This window comes from Pantoea eucrina (assembly GCF_020079945.1).
Classification (GTDB): domain Bacteria; phylum Pseudomonadota; class Gammaproteobacteria; order Enterobacterales; family Enterobacteriaceae; genus Pantoea; species Pantoea eucrina.
The window spans coordinates 3,289,131-3,308,776 of the sequence record NZ_CP083448.1; the positions used below are offsets into that span (position 1 = coordinate 3,289,131).

Consider the following 19,646-nt stretch of genomic DNA (forward strand, 5'->3'; position numbering starts at 1 on the left):
TAACGATAACTATGACGACCCTGTATACCGCCCTGCTCTATCTGATTCAGCCATTTATCTGGCTGCGCCTGTGGCTGCGCGGTCGTAAAGCGCCGGCCTACCGTAAACGCTGGGCTGAGCGATATGGCTACTGCACCGGCAAGGTTGAGCCGCACGGTATCGTGCTGCATTCAGTATCGGTAGGTGAAACACTGGCTGCGGTACCGCTGGTGCGGGCGCTGCGCCATCGCTATCCGTCACTGCCCATCACCGTGACCACTATGACGCCCACCGGCTCAGAGCGCGCGCAGTCGGCATTTGGTAAAGATGTGCATCATGTTTACCTGCCTTACGATCTGCCCGGTGCCATCAACCGTTTTCTGGATACGGTTGATCCGCGTCTGGTTATCATTATGGAAACCGAGCTGTGGCCAAATATCATTCGCATCCTGCACCAGCGCGAGATTCCGCTGGTCATCGCTAACGCCCGCCTCTCCGAGCGTTCCGCCCGCGGCTATAAAAAGCTGGGTGGCTTTATGCGCGATCTGCTGCAGAGCATCACGCTTATCGCGGCGCAGAATAGCGAAGATGGCGATCGCTTCCTCAGTCTGGGCCTGAAACGGTCGCACCTGGCGGTTACCGGCAGCCTGAAATTTGATATCTCCGTTACGCCAGAGCTGGCGGCCAGAGCCGTTACGCTGCGGCGTCAGTGGGCATCGCGCCGTCCGGTGTGGATTGCCACCAGCACTCACGAAGGTGAAGAAGCCATCGTGCTGGATGCCCACCGCCAGCTGCTGCAGCAGTTTCCCGATCTGCTGCTGATCCTGGTGCCGCGTCATCCGGAACGCTTTAAGGATGCGTGCCATCTGACGCAAAAACGCGGCTTTACGTTTATGCTGCGCAGCAGCGGTGCGGTTCCTTCCGCCGCCACACAGGTCGTGATTGGTGACACCATGGGTGAGCTGATGCTGCTGTATGGCATTGCCGACCTCGCTTTTGTCGGCGGCAGCCTGGTTGAACGCGGCGGCCATAACCCGCTCGAACCTGCTGCTCATGCCATCCCGGTGCTGATGGGGCCGCACACCTGGAACTTCAAAGATATCTGCGCCAAATTGCAGCAGGCAGAGGGGCTGATCACGGTCAGTGACGCCGCTGCGCTGGAGAAAGAGGTCGCCAACCTGCTGCAGGATGATGACTATCGTCGCTATTATGGCCGTCACGCCGTTGAGGTTTTGCATCAGAATCAGGGCGCGCTGCAGCGCCTGCTGCAGCTGCTGGAGCCTCATCTGCCACCGCGAGCACACTAATTTATGTCACAACGCCAACGTCTTTCGGTCGTGATGATCGCCCGGAATGAAGCTGAACTTCTGCCTGACGCGCTGGCATCTGTTGCCTGGGCCGATGAAATTATCCTGCTCGATTCGGGCAGCAGTGATGCCACTGCAGAGATTGCCCGGGCGCAGGGCGCGCAGGTTTATGAAGCGCTGCCGTGGGCAGGCTATGGCAAGCAGCGCCAGCGCGCGCAGGCATTCGCTACCGGAGAGATGATCCTGATGCTGGATGCTGACGAGCGCGTGACGCTGGCGCTGCGCCGCTCAATTGAGCAGGTGCTGCGCCAGCCGCCTTCTGCCACGGTTTATAGCCTTAGCCGCAGCAATTTTTTCCTCGGCCGTTTTATGCGTCACAGCGGCTGGTATCCGGATCGCGTGATGCGTCTCTATCCGCGCCATCTCAGCTATAACGACAATCTGGTGCATGAGTCGCTGGAGACGCAGGGCGCGCCCGTGGTGACGCTGCCTGGCGATCTGGCGCACCTCACCTGCCGCGATCTGATAACGTTTCAGCGCAAACAGATGAACTATGCCGAAGCCTGGGCGCAGGAGCGCTTTCAGCGTGGCAAGCGCTGCGGCCTGTTCGCCATTTTCTCCCATACGCTGGGGGCATTTGCTAAAACGCTGCTGCTGCGCGCCGGCTTTCTTGACGGGAAACAGGGCTGGATCCTGGCAGTGGTTAACGCGCAGTATACGTTCAATAAATATGCCGCGCTCTGGGCGCTGCACCATACTTCTGCACAAGGCCGCGTATGAGTACGAAAGCGATATATCCCGGCACGTTTGACCCGATGACGCTCGGACACCTTGATATTGTCACGCGCGCGGCCCGCATGTTTGATCGCCTGGTCGTGGCGATTGCTGCCAGCCCCGGTAAGAAACCGCTGTTTACGCTGGACGAACGCGTCGATTTAGCGCGTCAGGCCACCGCGCATCTGACTAACGTTGAGGTCGTGGGCTTTAATGAGCTGATGGCTGATTTTGCCCGGACGCAGCAGGCGAACGTACTGGTGCGCGGCGTGCGGGCGGTGGCTGATTTTGAGTACGAATCACAGCTGGCACAGATGAACCGCCATCTGCTGCCCGCGCTGGAAACGGTGTTTCTGCTGCCGTCGCAGGGCTTCTCATTTGTGTCGTCATCGCTGGTAAAAGAGGTGGCGCGTCACGGGGGTGACGTGCAGGCATTCCTGCCTGCCGTCATTCATCAGGCGCTGCTGGCCAGACTGCAGCAGCCGTAATCAATGCTGGCAGTGCGGACACCAGAAGGTGCTGCGCTGTCCATGCCGGCCGCTGAGGATTGGCGTGCCGCAGGCGCGGCAGGGTTCGCCAGCGCGGCCATAGACCTGCAGCTGCTGAGCAAAATAACCTGGCTTACCGTCAGTCTGTAAAAAATCGCGCAGCGTGGTGCCTCCCTGCTCAATGGAGCGCAGCAGCACCGCTTTTATCGTGTCCACCAGAAGCGTCGCTTCCGCCTCGCTCAGGCTTCCCGCCGCCCGATCCGGCAGTATACCGGCGGTAAACAGCGACTCACTGGCGTAAATATTGCCTACCCCAACCACAATCTTATTGTCCATCAGCCACTGCTTGATGGCGGTACGCTTGCCGCGCGAGCGGGTAAACAGATAGTCGCTGCTGAAGGCGTCGCTCAGCGGCTCCGGTCCGAGATGGGCCAGCACGCTGCTGCCCGCCGGATCGGCGCTCCAGAGCCACGCGCCAAAACGTCGCGGATCGGTATAGCGCAGCACTTTGCCGTTACTCATGACCAGATCGACATGGTCATGCTTTTCTGCCGGCTGTTCACCGGGCAGAATGCGCAGGCTGCCGGACATGCCGAGATGAATGATGATCCAGCCATGGGGCAGCTCCAGCAGCAGATACTTTGCCCGCCGCTGCACGCTCAGTACCGGCTGATCGCTCAGCGCGTGTATTTCACTGGAAACCGGCCAGCGCAGGCGCCCATTGCGCACAATAGCGTGCAGAATGGTTTCCCCCACCAGGTGTGGCTCAATACCGCGTCGGCTGGTTTCTACCTCAGGTAATTCAGGCATCGCATCTCCTCAACGTGTTGACATAGCGCACAAACAAAAAACCCGGCCGGAGCCGGGTTTTTCGCAAGAACACCAAAATTACTTAATTTTGGCTTCTTTGTAGATCACGTGCTGACGTACAACCGGATCGAACTTTTTCAGTTCCAGCTTCTCAGGTTTAGTACGCTTGTTCTTCGTGGTGGTATAGAAGTGACCTGTACCAGCAGAGGAAACCAGCTTGATCTTCTCACGAATACCTTTAGCCATGATTCAGTTCCTTAGTACTTCTCACCACGGGCGCGGATTTCGGCCAGAACCGTATCGATGCCCTTTTTATCAATAACACGCATACCTTTAGCAGATACACGCAGAGTAACGAAGCGCTTCTCGCTCTCAACCCAGAAACGGTGAGAGTGCAGGTTCGGCAGGAAACGGCGTTTCGTCGCGTTCATTGCGTGGGAACGGTTGTTACCGGTCACCGGACGCTTTCCAGTTACCTGGCAGACTCGTGACATTTCTATTCTCCAAAAATCAAATCAGCTCGAGCTTTAAAAACATAGGTTTTGGCCGCCTCGTCAGGCCTTAGCCCGCCAGGCGAGTTCCATGTGAACCCGCTAAGCTGGCCCAAACGCCAAACCCGAGATTCTCAAAGGTGGCGTAGTATACGCCGCTCAGCTCAAGTGCTCAAGTCCCGAACAGATAAAGATCCCTCCGGATCGTGCAAAAACGCCGCATTTCTGCCCGATTGAAGCGTAAAACTATAGCCAGCCGCGCTCAGCGAATGAGGTAAACTCGCCGTGACCGATCACCAGATGGTCCAGCAGGCGAATACTCAGCAGCGCGCAGGCCTGAGCAATTTTTGCGGTAATTTCACGATCCGCGCGGCTCGGATCGGCGTGTCCCGAAGGGTGATTGTGCGCCAGAATCACCGCTGCAGCGTTGATTTTCAGCGCTTCCCGCACAATTTCGCGCGGATGAACCTCCACGCTGCTGATCGAGCCGGCAAACATCTTCTGCGCCTGCAGAACACGATGCTGGTTATCAAGGAACAGCACCATAAAAATTTCCCGCGTCTCATGAGCCAGTACGCTTTGCAGATAGTGACGTGTGACCTGCGGATTCTCCATCACATTTTCACGCGCCAGCTGGCTGGCAAAAAAACGCCTTCCCAGCTCTGCTATCGCATGCAGCTGGGTCAGCTTTGCTCTGCCAACGCCTTTGATCAGGCTCAGTTCACGCTCGCTGGCAGTCATGATGCGATACAGTGAGCCAAACTCATTGAGCATCTGCCGTGCCAGCGTCATAACGCTGATGCCGTGCGTACCGGTGCGCAGAAAGATTGCCAGCAGTTCAGCATCATCCAGCGATTCTGCGCCTGCCTGTATCAGTTTTTCCCGTGGTGCCAGTTTCTTCATTGCACAACTCCCCGTGGCGTATGGACAGGATGCGCGCTGGCGGTCAGTGGTGCCAGTGCGGCATTTCTCTTTTCAGAGATGCCTCGCAAAGGGCACGGTCGGTGAACAGGCGGCCGGGCGGTTTTATGATAAAGTTGGCCTGTCTGCTGCGCCGGGCGCGGCATCATGCGTTAAGTTGAGGCAAACAACATGACTGGATTAGCCGGGAAAAAAATTCTGCTGGGCGTCAGCGGCGGTATCGCTGCCTATAAAGCGCCGGAGCTGGTGCGACGTCTGCGCGATCGCGGCGCCGAGGTGCGCGTGATGATGACCTCCGCGGCCCGGGCCTTTATTACCCCGCTCAGCCTGCAGGCGGTCTCCGGCTACCCGGTGGTTGATGACCTGCTCGATCCCGCTGCCGAAGCCGCGATGGGTCATATTGAGCTGGCGAAATGGGCTGACCTGATTGTACTGGCTCCCGCCTCAGCTGATTTAATCGCCCGCATAACTGCCGGGATGGCTAACGATCTGGTGACTACCGCCTGTCTCGCCAGCGACGCGCCGCTGGCGCTGGTACCGGCGATGAATCAGCAGATGTACCGTGCCGCTATTACGCAGGAGAACCTGCAGCGTCTGCAGCAGCGCGGCGTCATGATCTGGGGACCGGATAGCGGCAGCCAGGCGTGCGGTGACACAGGACCAGGCCGTATGCTCGATCCGCTGGCGATTGTGGCGCATGCGCTTGAGTGGGCCGAGCCAGTCCGCGATCTGCAGCATCTCAGTATCATGATTACCGCGGGTCCGACCCGCGAAGCGCTGGATCCGGTGCGCTATATCAGTAACCACAGCTCAGGCAAAATGGGCTACGCGATCGCAGCAGCTGCGGCCCGACGTGGTGCCCGCGTCACGCTGGTCTCCGGTCCGGTCACGCTGGCCGCCCCCGCTGGCGTGCAGCGTATCGACGTGACGACCGCGCTGGAGATGCAGGCGGCGGTGATGGCGCAGATCCACCAGCAGCATATCTTTATCGCCAGTGCCGCCGTGGCGGACTATCGCGCGGCAACCGTTGCAGCAGAAAAAATGAAAAAACAGGGTGACGACGATAACGTCACGCTGCAGCTAATAAAGAATCCGGACATTGTCGCCGGCGTGGCGGCACTGCAGGAAAATCGTCCCTACGTGGTGGGATTTGCCGCCGAAACCCGGAATGTGGAAGAATACGCGCGGCAAAAACGCGTACGGAAAAATCTGGATCTGATTTGCGCTAACGATGTCGCGCAGGCGGGTCAGGGTTTTAACAGCGACACCAATGCGCTTCACCTTTTCTGGCAGGAGGGAGAAAAGCGCTTACCGCTCAGCGATAAGTCGCTCCTTGGCCAACAGTTAATAGACGAGATAGTCAGCCGTTATGATGAAAAAAATAGACGTTAAAATTCTTGATGCGCGCGTTGGCAGCGACTTTCCGCTGCCCGCTTACGCCACCTCTGGTTCTGCAGGTCTCGACTTACGCGCCTGCCTCGATGAGGCGCTGGAAATTGCGCCAGGCATGACTACCCTGGTGCCAACCGGCCTGGCCATCCATATCGCTGATCCGACGCTGGCCGCGGTGATCCTGCCGCGCTCCGGCCTGGGCCACAAGCACGGTATCGTGCTCGGTAATCTGGTCGGCCTGATCGATTCTGACTACCAGGGACAGCTTATGGTTTCAGTCTGGAACCGCGGTCAGGAGCACTTTACCCTGCAGCCGGGCGATCGTCTGGCGCAGCTGGTGTTCGTGCCGGTGGTACAGGCGGAATTTAACCTGGTCGAAGATTTTGACACCAGCGATCGCGGTGCAGGCGGTTTTGGCCACTCTGGCCGTCAGTAAGTTACCACTCTTCATTTAGCCATCTTGTTAACGCATGTCGCTGCAGGTCATTACCTGTGGCAGACAGGCAGGTATTGCCTGTATTTAATGAATTTCAGGGGTGTTGAAGGTCATGGCAGAGAAAAAAGTCGCGAAAAGGAATCGTCGCGAAGAGATTTTGCAGACGCTGGCGCAGATGCTGGAGTCAGGGGATGGCACCCAGCGAATTACCACCGCCCGGCTGGCCGCTAACGTAGGCGTTTCCGAGGCGGCTCTCTACCGCCACTTCCCCAGTAAAACACGGATGTTTGACAGTCTGATTGAGTTTATCGAAGAGAGTCTGATTACCCGCATCAATCTGATCCTGAACGACGAAAAAGAGACCACGGCACGATTGCGTCTGATTGTGCAGCTGATCCTGGGATTTGGTGAGCGTAATCCGGGGCTGACACGTATTCTGACCGGCCACGCGCTGATGTTTGAACAGGATCGCCTGCAGGGCCGTATCAACCAGCTGTTTGAGCGCATTGAAACGCAGATGCGTCAGGTGATGCGTGAAAAGAAAATCCGCGACGGAGAGGGGTTCCGGACAGATGAAGCCCTGCTGGCCAGCCAGCTGCTGGCGTTTTGTGAAGGCCTGCTGTCGCGCTTTGTCCGTTCTGAGTTTCGCTATAGTCCGACCGCAGAGTTTGACAGCCGCTGGCCGCTGATAGTCGCGCAGCTGATTTAATCTCTTACCTGTCGGGCCAGGCGTGCATCAGCGCGCATGCTGCGGCCGTCACTGATGGCGGCCGCAGCGCGGTTTTAAATACCGTATTCGTTACGGTAAGCGCGCACTTTCGCCAGATGATCTGCCATCTCCGGCTTCTCAGCCAGATAATCGATCAGATCGCTCAGGGTAATAATGGCGGTAACCGTACAGTGATAGTCGCGCTCGACTTCCTGAATCGCTGATATCTCCCCGCGCCCGCGTTCCTGGCGATCGAGTGAAATCAGGACGCCAGCCAGCGTGGCATGATGCGCGCTGATAATGTCCATCGATTCGCGGATTGCCGTACCGGCGGTGATAACATCATCAACCAGCATCACTTTGCCTTCCAGCGGGCTGCCCACCAGCAAACCGCCTTCACCGTGATCTTTTGCTTCTTTGCGGTTAAAGCAGTAGGGCACGTCGCGATCGTGATGGTCGGCCAGCGCTACGGCGGTGGTCGTGGCGATAGGAATACCTTTATAAGCCGGGCCAAACAGCAGGTCAAAACTGACACCGCCGTCAACCAGCGCCTGCGCATAGAAACGCCCCAGCAGGGCCAGATCGCGTCCGCTGTTAAACAGGCCGGCATTAAAAAAGTAGGGGCTTTTTCGTCCCGACTTCAGGGTAAACTCACCAAATTTAAGCACCCCTTTATTCAGGGCAAATTCAATAAACTGACGCTGCCAGGCTTTCATCTCTCACTCCTCAAATAAAGAAAAGGCGACCCGAAGGTCGCCTTAGTACATCAACTGGATAGCGCAGCCTTCTGCGCCTGAATCAACTGTTCAATCCCGCCTCGCGCCAGCGCCAGCAGTGTTAACAGCTCCTCGTGGCTGAACGGTTCGCCTTCTGCGGTGCCCTGCACCTCAATCATACGACCATCTTCCATCATCACCACGTTCATATCCGTTTCCGCTGCGGAATCTTCAACATACTCCAGATCGCATAGCGCCTCGCTGCCAACGATACCGACGGAGATAGCGGCTACCATGCCTTTCAGCGGGCTGCGCTTCAGTTTACCTGTAGCAACCAGCGCATTCAGCGCATCCGCCAGCGCCACGCAGGCGCCGGTGATTGACGCGGTACGCGTGCCGCCGTCCGCCTGAATAACATCGCAATCCAGCGTAATGGTGTATTCACCCAGCGCGGCGAGGTCGACCGCAGCACGCAGCGAGCGGGCAATCAGACGCTGGATCTCCAGCGTACGGCCACCCTGCTTGCCTTTGGCCGCTTCGCGCGCCATGCGGCTGTGGGTTGAACGCGGCAGCATGCCATATTCTGCGGTTACCCAGCCCTGACCTTTACCCTTAAGAAAACGCGGCACGCCTTCCTCAACGGTCGCGGTGCAGAGCACTTTGGTTTCACCAAATTCAACCAGAACCGAGCCTTCGGCGTGTCTGGTGTAGTGACGGGTAAGGGTAACGGGACGCACTTCAGAAGTGCTACGGCCTGCAGGACGCATAGGTTCTCTCCGGCTTGCTTGAGTTTGGCTGCGCATTATACGGACTTCAGCCGCAGCTGTCCCGCGCGCATGGGGCAGATCGACGATTCTCTTTCTGCTCAGCGGACAGCAGCGCAGACCAGCGTATCGATGCGGGTGGTGGTTTTGGCGTTAAAGCGCGCCCGATACCGGTCGCGCGCGCGCTCAATCACGGCAGAAAAAGCGACATCCGGCGGATAGAGCAGCACTACAACCCGGCGCGCTTCCCCCTTCCCTGCAGCGTCATAGCTTGTCAGCGTATCGCCAAAGTGCGGCATCAGCGCCTCACGCAGAAACGGCTGCCATTCTCGCTCCGGCACTGCACTCAGCCACAGCGTGGTCTGCATCATCATCTCGCCGGCACCGCACAGCGCCACCGGTGCGTTGTGCTGCGGGATCGGCTGCAGACGCGCGGGTGCAGTCTGACATCCGGCCAGCAGCAGTAGCGCCATCAGGCTGCAAACAGATTTATACGCAGTACCAAACAGATCGGACATCATCATTGCCGGGTAATATGCTCGCTCAGGATTAGTGGGCCTGCTCTAAACATAGCAGCGTTTTGCTATCTCTATCCCGCCGCACCGCACGCCGCTATAATGCGCAGAACATTCCCTGAAAGAGTACAAGCTTATGATCCGCAGTATGACCGCTTACGCCCGTCGCGAAGCCAAAGGCAGCTGGGGCAGCGCGACCTGGGAACTGCGCTCGGTGAACCAGCGCTATCTGGAAACCTATATTCGCCTGCCGGAACAGTTCCGCGGCCTGGAGCCGGTGATCCGCGAGCGCATCCGCACCCGCCTGACGCGCGGCAAAATTGAGTGCCATCTGCGTTTTGATGCCGATCCGGGCGCGCAGGGCGAGCTGCAACTGAACGAAGCGCTGGCAAAACAGCTGGTGCAGGCCGCCAACTGGGTAAAAATGCAGAGCGATGAGGGTGCCATTAATCCGCTGGATATTCTGCGCTGGCCGGGCGTAATGTCAGCACCGGAGCAGGATCTGGATGCCATTAATGCTGAATTGCTGACGGCGCTCGATGGCGCGCTGGATGACTTTATCGAAGCGCGTGAAAGTGAAGGTAACGCGCTGAAGAGTCTGATTGAGCAGCGTCTTGCAGGCGTGTCGCAGGAAGTCAGTAAAGTACGTGCGCAGATGCCGGACGTGCTGAAATGGCAGCGCGAACGCCTGGTGACCCGGCTGGAAGAGGCGGAAGTTCAGCTGGAGAATAATCGTCTGGAGCAGGAGCTGGTTATGATGGCCCAGCGCGTTGACGTGGCGGAAGAGCTGGATCGCCTCGACGCGCATGTTAAAGAGACCTACAACATCCTGAAGAAGAAGGAAGCGGTCGGCCGTCGCCTCGACTTTATGATGCAGGAGTTTAACCGCGAGTCGAACACCTTAGCCTCTAAATCGATCAATGCAGATATCACCGCTTCAGCCATTGAGCTGAAGGTGCTGATTGAGCAGATGCGTGAGCAGATTCAGAATATCGAATAACGTTTCATCTGCCAGCCTCAGCAGCATCTCTGCCTGAGCCCACACAGCAGCGGGTTCAGGCAGCAACCCTTCAGGTAGACTATTTTTTATCTTTTGCAATGTAAGCATTGTGCGTGCAATGATGTACATCTGTGTCTGCTGCTGACCTGTACTGACATATCTATTGTATCTTCAGCATTAATGATGCTGTTTTATCTGATTGATTTTACTTACATAAAATAAAAATCATCCTTCCTGCAGCCGGTAATATCCCGGATTCCATGAATTCCATCAATCCTAAAGATACTAAAGTTAGCAGAATTCTTAAGGCACTATTTGCTAAAGTGCCGGTCGTAATTACTACAGTTGTACCGCACCAGGAACCATGGACCGACTTCTTAGCGCGTTACATTTACTCTACCTATGAAGGTGCTATGAAGAAAACCGGACAGTTTCGCTCCACACTGCTGCATCCCCGTTACTGGTTTACCTGGTTCGGTCTGGCCGTGCTCTGGCTGCTGGTGCAGCTTCCCTATCCCGTTCTGATCCGTCTCGGGGCAACGGCGGGTAAACTCTCGCGCCATTTCCTCAAGCGGCGCGAACGCATCACCCGTCGCAATATTGAACTCTGCTTCCCGCATATTAATGAAGAAGAGAAAGAGGTCATGATTGCCGGCAACTTTGAGTCGCTCGGCATGGCGCTGGCAGAAACCGGTATCGCATGGTTCTGGTCAGATGCGCGGGTTCGTCGTCTGTTTGACGTCAGCGGCATTGCTAACCTGCAGAATGCGCAGAATCAGCAGCGCGGCGTTATGGTTATTGGCGTGCACTTTATGTCACTGGAGCTGGGCGGCCGCATTACCGGTCTCTGTCAGCCGATGATGGCTATGTATCGTCCGCATAACAATCAGGCGATGGAGTGGGCGCAGACCAGAGGCCGTATGCGTTCCAATAAAGCGATGATTGACCGTCGCGATCTGCGCGGCATGGTACAGGCGCTAAAGCAGGGCGAAGCCGTCTGGTTTGCCCCCGACCAGGATTACGGTCCGAAAGGCAGCGTATTTGCACCGCTGTTTGCGGTAGAGAAAGCGGCAACCACGAACGGCACCTTTGTTCTGTCACGTCTTGCGCGGCCCGCAATGCTGACGATTGTCCTGATCCGCAACCCGGATAAAACCGGATACCAGCTCATCATTCAGCCGGAACTGGAAGGCTATCCGCATGAAGATGAAGCCGCTGCCGCTGCCTATATGAACAGAGTGATTGAAAAAGAGATCCTGCGCGCGCCGGAGCAGTACCTGTGGCTGCATCGCCGTTTCAAAACGCGTCCGCCAGGTGAAGCCTCTCTTTACGTCTGATCTGCGCAATAACGGTCCGCATGCATTTCCTCTTTCGTGCGGACTGCCGCTCCGGTAATCAGGATCTACCCGCTGGCAGCATCCGCTGCCGGCTGACCCGCCCCCTCACGTAACAGTCATCCTTCTGCCGGCAGCGCGGCTTCACCGGCAATAGCGCAAAAAACCTCTGCTGCACCACACTTTTTCTGTTGCGTCATAGGCAGCCCGGTCAGCTTCCGATAGGGTGAGTTCATTATGAATGACACTGCCTCAGGAGGCATTATGCTGCCCTCACAGACTCTCACGCTTACCGTGCCGCGTAACTGGCTGGATCTGTATGAAACCATCTGGCAACCCACCTGTTTTGCAAAATGGGTAAGCGACCTGAACGGCGCAACGCTGATGCAGGAGGGACAATACTGGCGGGCAAAGCGCGGAGAGAATTCGCTGAAACTGCGTTTTACCCCGCATAATCCGTTTGGCGTTATGGACTACTGGACAGATAACGGCAGCGGTAAAGAGCGCTACATGCCGATGCGCGTGATTGCTAATGGCCAGGGGGCTGAACTTGTGGCCGTGCTCTACTGTCAGCCTTTTACTTCCGATGCGCACTTCGTGCAGGAAGTGGCGGCCCTGCGCGCCGACATGGAAAGATTACTTTATCTTTTAACTCACTAGAATCAAATGCTTACATAAATCCTGATTTCCCAGCCATCGCTGGGCGCAATGACAAAAAAAACTGCATTTTTTTACGCAGTACTCCTTAACTGTTTCGTGGTTTTTTCTCTGATTTCAGCACCGCTCCCCCAGCCAGGCTAAAGCATCGTTAACCGGAAAATTCCTGGCTGACGGCATAACGCAATCTTGTAAAGGCATTGATATAAAAAGATATTTTTGTCATCCAGAGGACAGACGCTGAGATAAATAAGACAATTTCCTGAAAAGATTAATTAGTCAGAAACATCACTGCTTAACTATTTTAATGCATAGTCTGAAACCATTAATTTCTAAAGTTTGTTTATAGGAGTTTTCTGATGGTGTTAAATTAAATAAAAAACTGTATAACGTATTCACACACAGCAAGACTTAATAATAAAAACAGGGAAAAACATGGATCGCTCAACTTATCCTTTGTTATCAGAAAAAGAATTCGTTGAGATTGCCAGACGGATGCTGGCCGGAAATTATAATAATACAAAGGGATTTTATAACGATCTCACGGATTTCCTCCGTACCGGAGGAGATACCGTGCAGACAAAAGAAATAATAAAAGCCTGCGGTATTGCGCTATTTTCAGAACACCATTTGCTGCAGTGCATTTATAAATGGCAAAACCTGAAAGGTATTTCAGGGTTGCGTCAGGATGTGCTGCACTAAGGCGCAGGGCGTGCCGCTTCTGCTCTGTACAATTCCTTAACTGTGATGGTACATGTACCATAATGAGCATACTGTGGCGATACGTGAAAGAGAGCTGTCCAGCGCCAGATGGTCGCTTCTCTCTTCAGCAAAAATTATTGGCATTGGCGTCTTACAATTGACGCTGCTGGCGCAGACTTTGCAGGCGAATGAATTAAACCTGCTGGTTATCGCCATACTGGCTCTGCTGGTTATCGATACACTTGCCGATCGCGGCTTTAATAATAAAATTATTCGCAAAATAAGCTTTAATAATAGCGAAATGTCCGTTCTTTACTGGGGAAGTATTTTTACCGGCTTATTTATTTTTGCAGCATTGTTTATTGGCAGTGACATTTATAGCGCTATCGCGCAGCAGCCGCAGCTTGCGGTTATGCTGGAGATGATGTCGGTAATATTTATTATTATCCCGCAGGGGCAGCACTACCGGGCTATCCTGCAGCGGGAAAAGCAGTTTACGCGTATCGCTTTTATCGAAATTACCTCGGTAGCAGCGGGCCTGGCGGCAACACTCTTTACGGTGTGGCTGATGCCATCGGCACTATGCGCGGTCTGGGGATACCTTGCGCTGGTCTCCGTCAGAATGCTGCTCTGTTGCTACTACGGTCGCGCCTGGTTCCAGCCTGCGTACCGTTTTAGCCTGAAAGAATTCGCCAGCGTGCGAGCAAGAAACGGATAATAACAACAAGTCTGTATGGTGGGCTCTGGGCATCTGTCCGATGCGTTCGCGTGCTGGTTAACAGCACGCTTTTTTCTTTTCTGCGCTGCAGGCGATTTAATCGATCCTCGTCTGAAAACAGGCTTCCCCGCATCATATTTTTTTATCACAAATATTGACGCATTTTGTTTATCCCCTTCCCTGCCTGCCTTTTCTTAATCATCACATTATCTATTCTAATCTGACTCCGTTCAGTTGAAAAAATCTCAATAGTCTCTGCGCCGCGGAGGCTTTAGCCTTGCCGGCCAGACTGCTGGAGCCCCCCATGCTATTAACTGTTCTCTACCTTATCGGCATTACCGCTGAAGCGATGACCGGCGCGCTGGCTGCAGGCCGGCGCAAAATGGATCTGTTTGGCGTTATTATCATCGCTTCTGTCACCGCAATCGGAGGCGGGTCGGTGCGCGATATTCTGCTGGGTCACTACCCGCTCGGCTGGGTAAAGCATCCGGAGTACATCATGATTGTTGCGGCGGCAGCGGTGGTCACCACTTTTGTTGCACCGCTGATGAATCACCTGCGCAAAGTGTTTCTGGTACTTGATGCACTGGGCCTGGTGGTGTTCTCGATTATTGGTGCGCAGGTCGCGCTGGATTCCGGCCACGCGGCGATCATCGCCGCAATTGCTGCGGTCATCACCGGCGTATTTGGCGGCGTACTGCGCGATATGTTCTGCAACCGCATTCCGCTGGTGTTCCAGAAAGAGCTGTATGCCGGTATCGCCTTCGCGTCTGGCTGGATCTATATCCTGCTGCTGAAAACCTCGCTGGCACATGAAGCGGTGGTCATTATCACCCTGCTGTTCGGTTTTGCTGCCCGCCTGCTCGCCCTGCGTTTCCGTCTCGGCCTGCCGGTCTTCAACTATCCCCATCCTGAACACTGAGGGAACGGCCGGAATGCCCTGCTGCTGCAGAAACGCGATTAGCTCACGCAGCTGAGGCGTCTGCAGCATGGTGACCAGCCGCTGCGCCAGCACGTCGCCAACCCCCGGCAGCTGCTGCCAGTCCGCCCCGGTGCGTGCCAGCAGCGCTTCCCACTGCGTATCCGGCAGGGACGCAAGCGCCTGACGCGGCAGCGGCAGGCCCAGCGCCGCGATCCAGCGTCGCAGCGGCTGCTGACGCGTCAGCCTGAAACTGAGCCAGATACGCTGCGCCCGTGCCGGCGATATGCCTTCCGCTGCGGCAATCTGCTCTGGCGTCAGCGTCAGCCATGAAAACAGGTGCGTCAGCGCACCATGCTGCACCAGGCGCTGCCAGCTGCTGCGCTGCATACCGGCAATATCGAGTACTGTTTTCTGGCTCAGCCCGCTCAGGCGGGAAAGAAATTGCGCACGACAGGCAGGCGTAATATGCAGACAGCTGGTAGCGTGAAAATCATCACTGGCGGGCGGTTCCGGATAGTGGCGTTCCGCCACCCGCCAGATCACCCGCTCCAGACGCGGGATCCCCAGCCCGGCCAGCGTCAGCGTGACCTGATCGCCGGCTATCACATCCAGCGCGCGCCAGCGTGCAACAGAGCCGATGCTGATACGCCGGATGGTTTTATCCTCTGCCTGCACCGGCTGCAGGTTCAGCACCACCGCAACTTTCCCGGTGCGGCCAACGGAAAACGTAACGGCACGCACTTCGCTGCTGACTTCGGCAGGCTGATATTTCCATGCGGCGGACCAGCTTCCCTGTCCTGGCTGCCAGTCCCGGCCGGCAGCAGAAGGCGCAGCGTGGATCACTACGCCATCGGTGGCAAACGGCAGCGCGGCGCGAAACCAGCGCTCGCGCCACGCGGCAACCTGTTCTTCATCGCTGACCGGCTGGCTCCACTGCCGGGCAAGATCAAAGCCCCAGCGCGACAGCTGCGTAAGTTTTTCCGTCATCTCCGGTGGGCCGTCCGGCCACGCCCAGATAAACAGCCCGGTGCGTTTCAGCAGCGGACCGATCTCGCGCCGCATCATCGCGCCGGCCACCTGCGCCCGCGCATTGGCTCCGCCATCGCGCGCCTGCTGATGATCGGTCATCTGCAGAAACAGCTCTCCCTGCAGGACGACCTCCGCCAGCGAGGTCTCAATCCGCTGCGGAATAGCCGGAATATGCGCCGCTTTGTCGCGCCACTCCTCACCGCGCACGCCATCGCCACGGCTGATAAGCGACGTCAGCCTGCCGTGACGATAGAGCAGCGTGACGGCCACGCCATCGACTTTAGGCTGGACCCAGAGCGCGGATTTATGCTGCATCCAGTAAGCAACCGCCAGCCTGTCGCGCAGCTTGCGCACCCCGGTATGCGCAACCGGATGTGGCGCGCCACGGCTGGCTGGCAGCGCGGTTTCATGTACCGGTTCGTCGGGTACAAAGCAGCGCTGCCACTGCTGCAGCCGGGAAAGCAGACTGTCATAGTCATCATCGCTGACCAGCGACGCCCCCTGCTGGTAGTAAACGTTGTCCCAGTGACGCAACTGCTCCTGCAGGCGCGTTATCTCCTGCTGCGCCCGCACCGGCGACCAGACAGGACACAGCGCTTTTCCCCGGCTTTCTGCATTCAGCAGGCAGAGACCTAACCACAGCCATCGTTTCATTGCCGCTCTCCTTTTTTGCTGATTGAAGCGTACGGTGGTGGCTCATAGCCAGTAGCCTGCGCAGAGTGTGGAATCGCGCTCGCGCACAAATCTGACGTTTTACTCTCTGTTACCGCGCGGTTTGCGCCTGTTCGCAGAAAAGAATTGCCTTACCTGCACGGCAAACGCTGCGTGGCGGCCCTAACCCGTGTATACTGTGCAGGAAATCGACTCCGCTCTTTACTCAATTCAAGATAACCATGGCTCAAGGCACGCTTTATATTGTTTCCGCCCCCAGCGGCGCGGGTAAATCCAGCCTGATTCAGGCGCTGTTAAAGACACAACCGCTCTACGACACGCAGGTGTCGGTATCGCATACCACCCGCGACATGCGGCCTGGCGAAGCGCATGGTGAGCACTACTTTTTTGTTTCCAAAACTGAATTCAAAAGCATGATTGCTGAGGATGCGTTCCTCGAGCATGCCGAAGTGTTTGGCAACTATTACGGTACATCCCGTGCCGCGATTGAGCAGGTTCTGGCCACCGGCGTGGATGTCTTTCTGGATATCGACTGGCAGGGCGCGCAGCAGATCCGCAGCAGAATGCCTGCAGCACGCAGTATTTTTGTCCTGCCGCCGTCAACCGAAGAGCTGGATCGCCGCCTGCGCGGCCGTGGTCAGGATAGCGAAGAGGTTATCGCCCGCCGCATGGCGCAGGCCGTGGCGGAAATGAGCCACTATGCTGAATACGATTACCTGATTGTTAATGATGATTTCGATCTGGCGCTGTCCGATCTGAAAACCATTATTCGCGCAGAACGTCTGCGTATGGGACGCCAGAAAGCGCGTCATGATGCTTTAATCAGCAAACTATTGGCAGTCTGAATTCAGTTTCAGTATTATGCCCAGTCATTTCTTCATCATCTGTGGAGTAGCACACCTATGGCACGCGTAACCGTTCAGGACGCAGTAGAGAAAATTGGTAACCGTTTTGACCTGGTGTTGGTCGCTGCACGTCGTGCACGTCAGATGCAGGTAGGCGGCAAAGACCCGCTGGTTCCGGAAGAGAACGATAAAGCCACCGTTATCGCCCTGCGCGAAATCGAAGAAGGCCTGATCACCAACCAGATTCTGGATGTGCGTGATCGTCAGGAACAGCAAGAGCAGGAAGCCGCTGAGTTGCAAGCCGTTACCGCTATCGCTGAAGGTCGTCGTTAACCGCACTCTGCAGGTCAACCTTGTATCTGTTTGAAAGCCTCAATCAGCTGATTGAAAAATACTTGCCTGAGGAGCAAATCAAGCGCCTCAAGCAAGCCTACCTTGTCGCACGTGATGCTCACGAGGGACAGACTCGCTCCAGCGGTGAGCCCTACATCACCCATCCTGTTGCCGTGGCCTGCATTCTGGCCGAGATGAAACTCGACCATGAAACGCTGATGGCCGCGCTGCTTCATGATGTGATCGAAGATACACCTGCCACCTATCAGGACATGGAACAGCTGTTTGGCAAGAGCGTGGCTGAACTGGTGGAAGGCGTATCCAAGCTCGACAAGCTGAAGTTCCGCGACAAGAAAGAAGCGCAGGCTGAAAACTTCCGCAAAATGATCATGGCGATGGTGCAGGATATCCGCGTCATTCTGATCAAGCTGGCTGACCGTACGCACAATATGCGCACGCTGGGCGCCCTGCGTCCGGATAAAAAACGCCGCATTGCGCTGGAGACGCTGGAGATTTACAGCCCGCTGGCGCACCGTCTTGGTATTCATCATCTGAAAACAGAGCTGGAAGAGCTGGGATTTGAAGCGCTCTACCCTAATCGTTTTCGGGTGATCAAAGAGGTGGTCAAAGCGGCGCGCGGTAATCGTAAAGAGATGATTCAGAAGATCCTGTCAGAAATTGACGGGCGTCTGCTGGAGGCGGGCATTCCCTGCCGCGTCAGCGGACGCGAAAAGCATCTTTACTCGATCTACCGCAAAATGCACCTCAAAGAGCAGCGTTTTCACTCGATCATGGATATCTACGCATTCCGCGTGGTGGTGAAAGATCTCGACACCTGCTATCGCGTGCTGGGTCAGATGCACAGCCTGTATAAGCCGCGTCCCGGCCGCGTCAAAGATTATATCGCTATTCCCAAAGCTAACGGCTATCAATCCCTGCACACTTCCATGATTGGCCCGCACGGCGTGCCGGTTGAAGTGCAGATCCGTACCGAAGATATGGATCAAATGGCAGAGATGGGGGTGGCAGCCCACTGGGCCTATAAAGAAGCGGGCGAAAGCGGCACGACCGCACAGATCCGCGCTCAGCGATGGCTCCAGAGCCTGCTGGAGCTGCAGCAAAGCGCCGGCAGCTCGTTTGAATTTATCGAAAGTGTTAAATCCGATCTGTTTCCGGATGAGATCTACGTATTTACGCCGGAAGGCCGCATCGTTGAGCTGCCTGCTGGTGCGACGCCGGTCGATTTCGCCTACGCGGTACATACCGACATTGGCCACGCCTGTGTCGGCGCGCGCGTCGATCGCCAGCCCTATCCGCTGTCACAGCCGCTGACCAGCGGACAGACAATCGAGATTATCACCGCGCCTGGCGCACGCCCGAACGCTGCCTGGCTCAACTTTGTGGTCAGCTCAAAAGCGCGCGCCAAGATCCGTCAGCTGCTGAAAAACCTCAAGCGTGAAGATTCCGTTAACCTCGGGCGTCGTCTGCTGAGCCATGCGCTGGGCGGCAGTAAAAAGCTGGCTGAGATACCGGCAGAAAACGTGCAGCTGGAGCTGGAGCGTATGAAGCTCGCCAGCATGGACGATCTGCTGGCTGAAATTGGTCTGGGCAACGCCATGAGCGTGGTCGTAGCGAAAAACCTGCTGCAGTCCGCTGCGGATGCGGCGCAGAGCAGCAAGCGCAGCAAAAAACTGCCGATTAAAGGCGCGGATGGCGTACTGATCACTTTCGCCAAGTGCTGCCGTCCTATTCCCGGCGACCCGATTGTCGCACACGTCAGCCCTGGCAAGGGTCTGGTCGTACACCATGAATCGTGCCGTAATATCCGTGGCTACCAGAAAGAGCCCGAGAAGTTTATGGCTGTAGAGTGGGATAAGGTAACCGATCAGGAATTCGTGGCGGAGATTAAGGTGGATATGTTTAACCACCAGGGTGCGCTGGCGAACCTGACCGCCGCCATTAACACGGCGGGATCGAATATTCAGAGCCTGAATACCGAAGAGCGCGATGGCCGCGTCTACAGCGCCTTTATCCGTCTGACTGCTAACGACCGCGTCCATCTGGCAAACATCATGCGCAAAATTCGCGTGATGCCGGATGTGATTAAAGTCCACCGTAACCGTAATTAATGC

22 protein-coding genes and 1 pseudogene are annotated in these 19,646 nt (G+C 56.3%); 15 read left to right on the forward strand and 8 right to left on the reverse strand.

Going from position 1 to position 19,646, the window contains the following annotated elements:
- The first annotated feature begins 11 nt into the window (after positions 1–11).
- Genes waaA through coaD form a run of 3 tightly spaced genes read left to right on the forward strand, consistent with a single transcriptional unit; the run spans position 12 to position 2,548 of the window.
- On the forward strand, positions 12–1,286 hold the full coding sequence (gene waaA / locus LAC65_RS15645) for a lipid IV(A) 3-deoxy-D-manno-octulosonic acid transferase (protein ID WP_039381256.1): 1,275 nt from the start codon (positions 12–14) through the stop codon (positions 1,284–1,286).
- A gap of 3 nt (positions 1,287–1,289) precedes the next feature.
- Complete coding sequence (locus tag LAC65_RS15650; RefSeq protein WP_039381258.1) at positions 1,290–2,066, forward strand: glycosyltransferase family 2 protein; 777 nt, start codon at positions 1,290–1,292, stop codon at positions 2,064–2,066.
- Complete coding sequence (gene coaD, locus LAC65_RS15655; protein ID WP_039381263.1) at positions 2,063–2,548, forward strand: pantetheine-phosphate adenylyltransferase; 486 nt, start codon at positions 2,063–2,065, stop codon at positions 2,546–2,548. Before LAC65_RS15650 ends, coaD begins: the two co-directional genes overlap by 4 nt.
- On the opposite strand, the gene mutM is transcribed toward coaD, so the two are convergent.
- The 4 genes from mutM to radC all read right to left on the reverse strand — a co-directional run bounded on the left by mutM (position 2,549) and on the right by radC (position 4,752).
- Positions 2,549–3,358, reverse strand: coding sequence for a bifunctional DNA-formamidopyrimidine glycosylase/DNA-(apurinic or apyrimidinic site) lyase (gene mutM, locus LAC65_RS15660; protein ID WP_039381267.1), 810 nt, complete (start codon positions 3,356–3,358; stop codon positions 2,549–2,551).
- Positions 3,359–3,436: 78 nt separating this feature from the next.
- Positions 3,437–3,604, reverse strand: coding sequence for a 50S ribosomal protein L33 (rpmG, locus tag LAC65_RS15665; RefSeq protein WP_001051798.1), 168 nt, complete (start codon positions 3,602–3,604; stop codon positions 3,437–3,439).
- 11 nt (positions 3,605–3,615) lie between these two features.
- Complete coding sequence (rpmB, locus tag LAC65_RS15670) at positions 3,616–3,852, reverse strand: 50S ribosomal protein L28 (RefSeq protein WP_010616494.1); 237 nt, start codon at positions 3,850–3,852, stop codon at positions 3,616–3,618.
- 243 nt (positions 3,853–4,095) lie between these two features.
- Positions 4,096–4,752, reverse strand: a complete 657-nt coding sequence (gene radC, locus LAC65_RS15675; RefSeq protein WP_039381272.1) for a RadC family protein — start codon at positions 4,750–4,752, stop codon at positions 4,096–4,098.
- A 189-nt stretch (positions 4,753–4,941) separates the two neighbouring features.
- Here radC and coaBC point away from each other — a divergent pair, with 189 nt between their 5' ends.
- From coaBC to slmA, 3 genes are all read left to right on the forward strand, one after another.
- Entirely contained in the window at positions 4,942–6,162 is a 1,221-nt protein-coding gene (gene coaBC / locus LAC65_RS15680) for a bifunctional phosphopantothenoylcysteine decarboxylase/phosphopantothenate--cysteine ligase CoaBC (RefSeq protein ID WP_039381275.1), read from the forward strand.
- The gene (gene dut / locus LAC65_RS15685) at positions 6,140–6,598 is read left to right on the forward strand and encodes a dUTP diphosphatase (protein WP_039381277.1); all 459 of its coding nucleotides are present in this window, start codon (positions 6,140–6,142) and stop codon (positions 6,596–6,598) included. The genes coaBC and dut overlap by 23 nt, the downstream gene beginning before the upstream one ends.
- Positions 6,599–6,710: 112 nt before the next feature.
- Entirely contained in the window at positions 6,711–7,307 is a 597-nt protein-coding gene (gene slmA, locus LAC65_RS15690; protein WP_039381278.1) for a nucleoid occlusion factor SlmA, read from the forward strand.
- 74 nt (positions 7,308–7,381) lie between these two features.
- On the opposite strand, the gene pyrE is transcribed toward slmA, so the two are convergent.
- The 3 genes from pyrE to LAC65_RS15705 form a co-directional block, all read right to left on the reverse strand.
- Positions 7,382–8,023, reverse strand: a complete 642-nt coding sequence (gene pyrE, locus LAC65_RS15695) for an orotate phosphoribosyltransferase (protein WP_039381285.1) — start codon at positions 8,021–8,023, stop codon at positions 7,382–7,384.
- Positions 8,024–8,073: 50 nt separating this feature from the next.
- Positions 8,074–8,790 (reverse strand): ribonuclease PH, encoded by a 717-nt coding sequence (gene rph, locus LAC65_RS15700; RefSeq protein WP_039381287.1) that lies wholly within the window; start codon positions 8,788–8,790, stop codon positions 8,074–8,076.
- Between the two features lie 98 nt (positions 8,791–8,888).
- The gene (locus LAC65_RS15705) at positions 8,889–9,305 is read right to left on the reverse strand and encodes a DUF3574 domain-containing protein (protein WP_039381290.1); all 417 of its coding nucleotides are present in this window, start codon (positions 9,303–9,305) and stop codon (positions 8,889–8,891) included.
- A gap of 133 nt (positions 9,306–9,438) precedes the next feature.
- Here LAC65_RS15705 and LAC65_RS15710 point away from each other — a divergent pair, with 133 nt between their 5' ends.
- From LAC65_RS15710 to LAC65_RS15735, 6 genes are all read left to right on the forward strand, one after another.
- Complete coding sequence (locus tag LAC65_RS15710) at positions 9,439–10,302, forward strand: YicC/YloC family endoribonuclease (RefSeq protein WP_039381293.1); 864 nt, start codon at positions 9,439–9,441, stop codon at positions 10,300–10,302.
- A gap of 413 nt (positions 10,303–10,715) precedes the next feature.
- Entirely contained in the window at positions 10,716–11,639 is a 924-nt protein-coding gene (lpxP, locus tag LAC65_RS15715) for a kdo(2)-lipid IV(A) palmitoleoyltransferase (RefSeq protein WP_094111960.1), read from the forward strand.
- 261 nt (positions 11,640–11,900) lie between these two features.
- Entirely contained in the window at positions 11,901–12,296 is a 396-nt protein-coding gene (locus LAC65_RS15720) for a hypothetical protein (protein WP_039381299.1), read from the forward strand.
- Between the two features lie 432 nt (positions 12,297–12,728).
- On the forward strand, positions 12,729–12,995 hold the full coding sequence (locus LAC65_RS15725) for a hypothetical protein (RefSeq protein ID WP_039381300.1): 267 nt from the start codon (positions 12,729–12,731) through the stop codon (positions 12,993–12,995).
- A gap of 73 nt (positions 12,996–13,068) precedes the next feature.
- A complete protein-coding gene (locus LAC65_RS15730) occupies positions 13,069–13,713 on the forward strand; it encodes an oligosaccharide flippase family protein (RefSeq protein ID WP_200889501.1) in 645 nt (214 codons plus the stop codon).
- 304 nt (positions 13,714–14,017) lie between these two features.
- A complete protein-coding gene (locus LAC65_RS15735) occupies positions 14,018–14,635 on the forward strand; it encodes a trimeric intracellular cation channel family protein (protein WP_071668661.1) in 618 nt (205 codons plus the stop codon).
- Here the strand turns inward: LAC65_RS15735 and ligB are convergent.
- Positions 14,582–16,318 (reverse strand): annotated as a pseudogene (gene ligB / locus LAC65_RS15740) (NAD-dependent DNA ligase LigB); the annotation flags it as partial. The gene LAC65_RS15735 and the pseudogene ligB overlap by 54 nt on opposite strands.
- 239 nt (positions 16,319–16,557) lie before the next feature.
- On the opposite strand from ligB, the gene gmk reads away from it, so the two are divergent.
- Genes gmk through spoT form a run of 3 tightly spaced genes read left to right on the forward strand, consistent with a single transcriptional unit; the run spans position 16,558 to position 19,643 of the window.
- Positions 16,558–17,181, forward strand: a complete 624-nt coding sequence (gene gmk / locus LAC65_RS15745; RefSeq protein WP_039381313.1) for a guanylate kinase — start codon at positions 16,558–16,560, stop codon at positions 17,179–17,181.
- A 57-nt stretch (positions 17,182–17,238) separates the two neighbouring features.
- Complete coding sequence (rpoZ, locus tag LAC65_RS15750) at positions 17,239–17,514, forward strand: DNA-directed RNA polymerase subunit omega (protein ID WP_013511051.1); 276 nt, start codon at positions 17,239–17,241, stop codon at positions 17,512–17,514.
- A gap of 20 nt (positions 17,515–17,534) precedes the next feature.
- Positions 17,535–19,643 (forward strand): bifunctional GTP diphosphokinase/guanosine-3',5'-bis pyrophosphate 3'-pyrophosphohydrolase, encoded by a 2,109-nt coding sequence (spoT, locus tag LAC65_RS15755; RefSeq protein WP_039381317.1) that lies wholly within the window; start codon positions 17,535–17,537, stop codon positions 19,641–19,643.
- Positions 19,644–19,646: the final 3 nt, after the last annotated feature.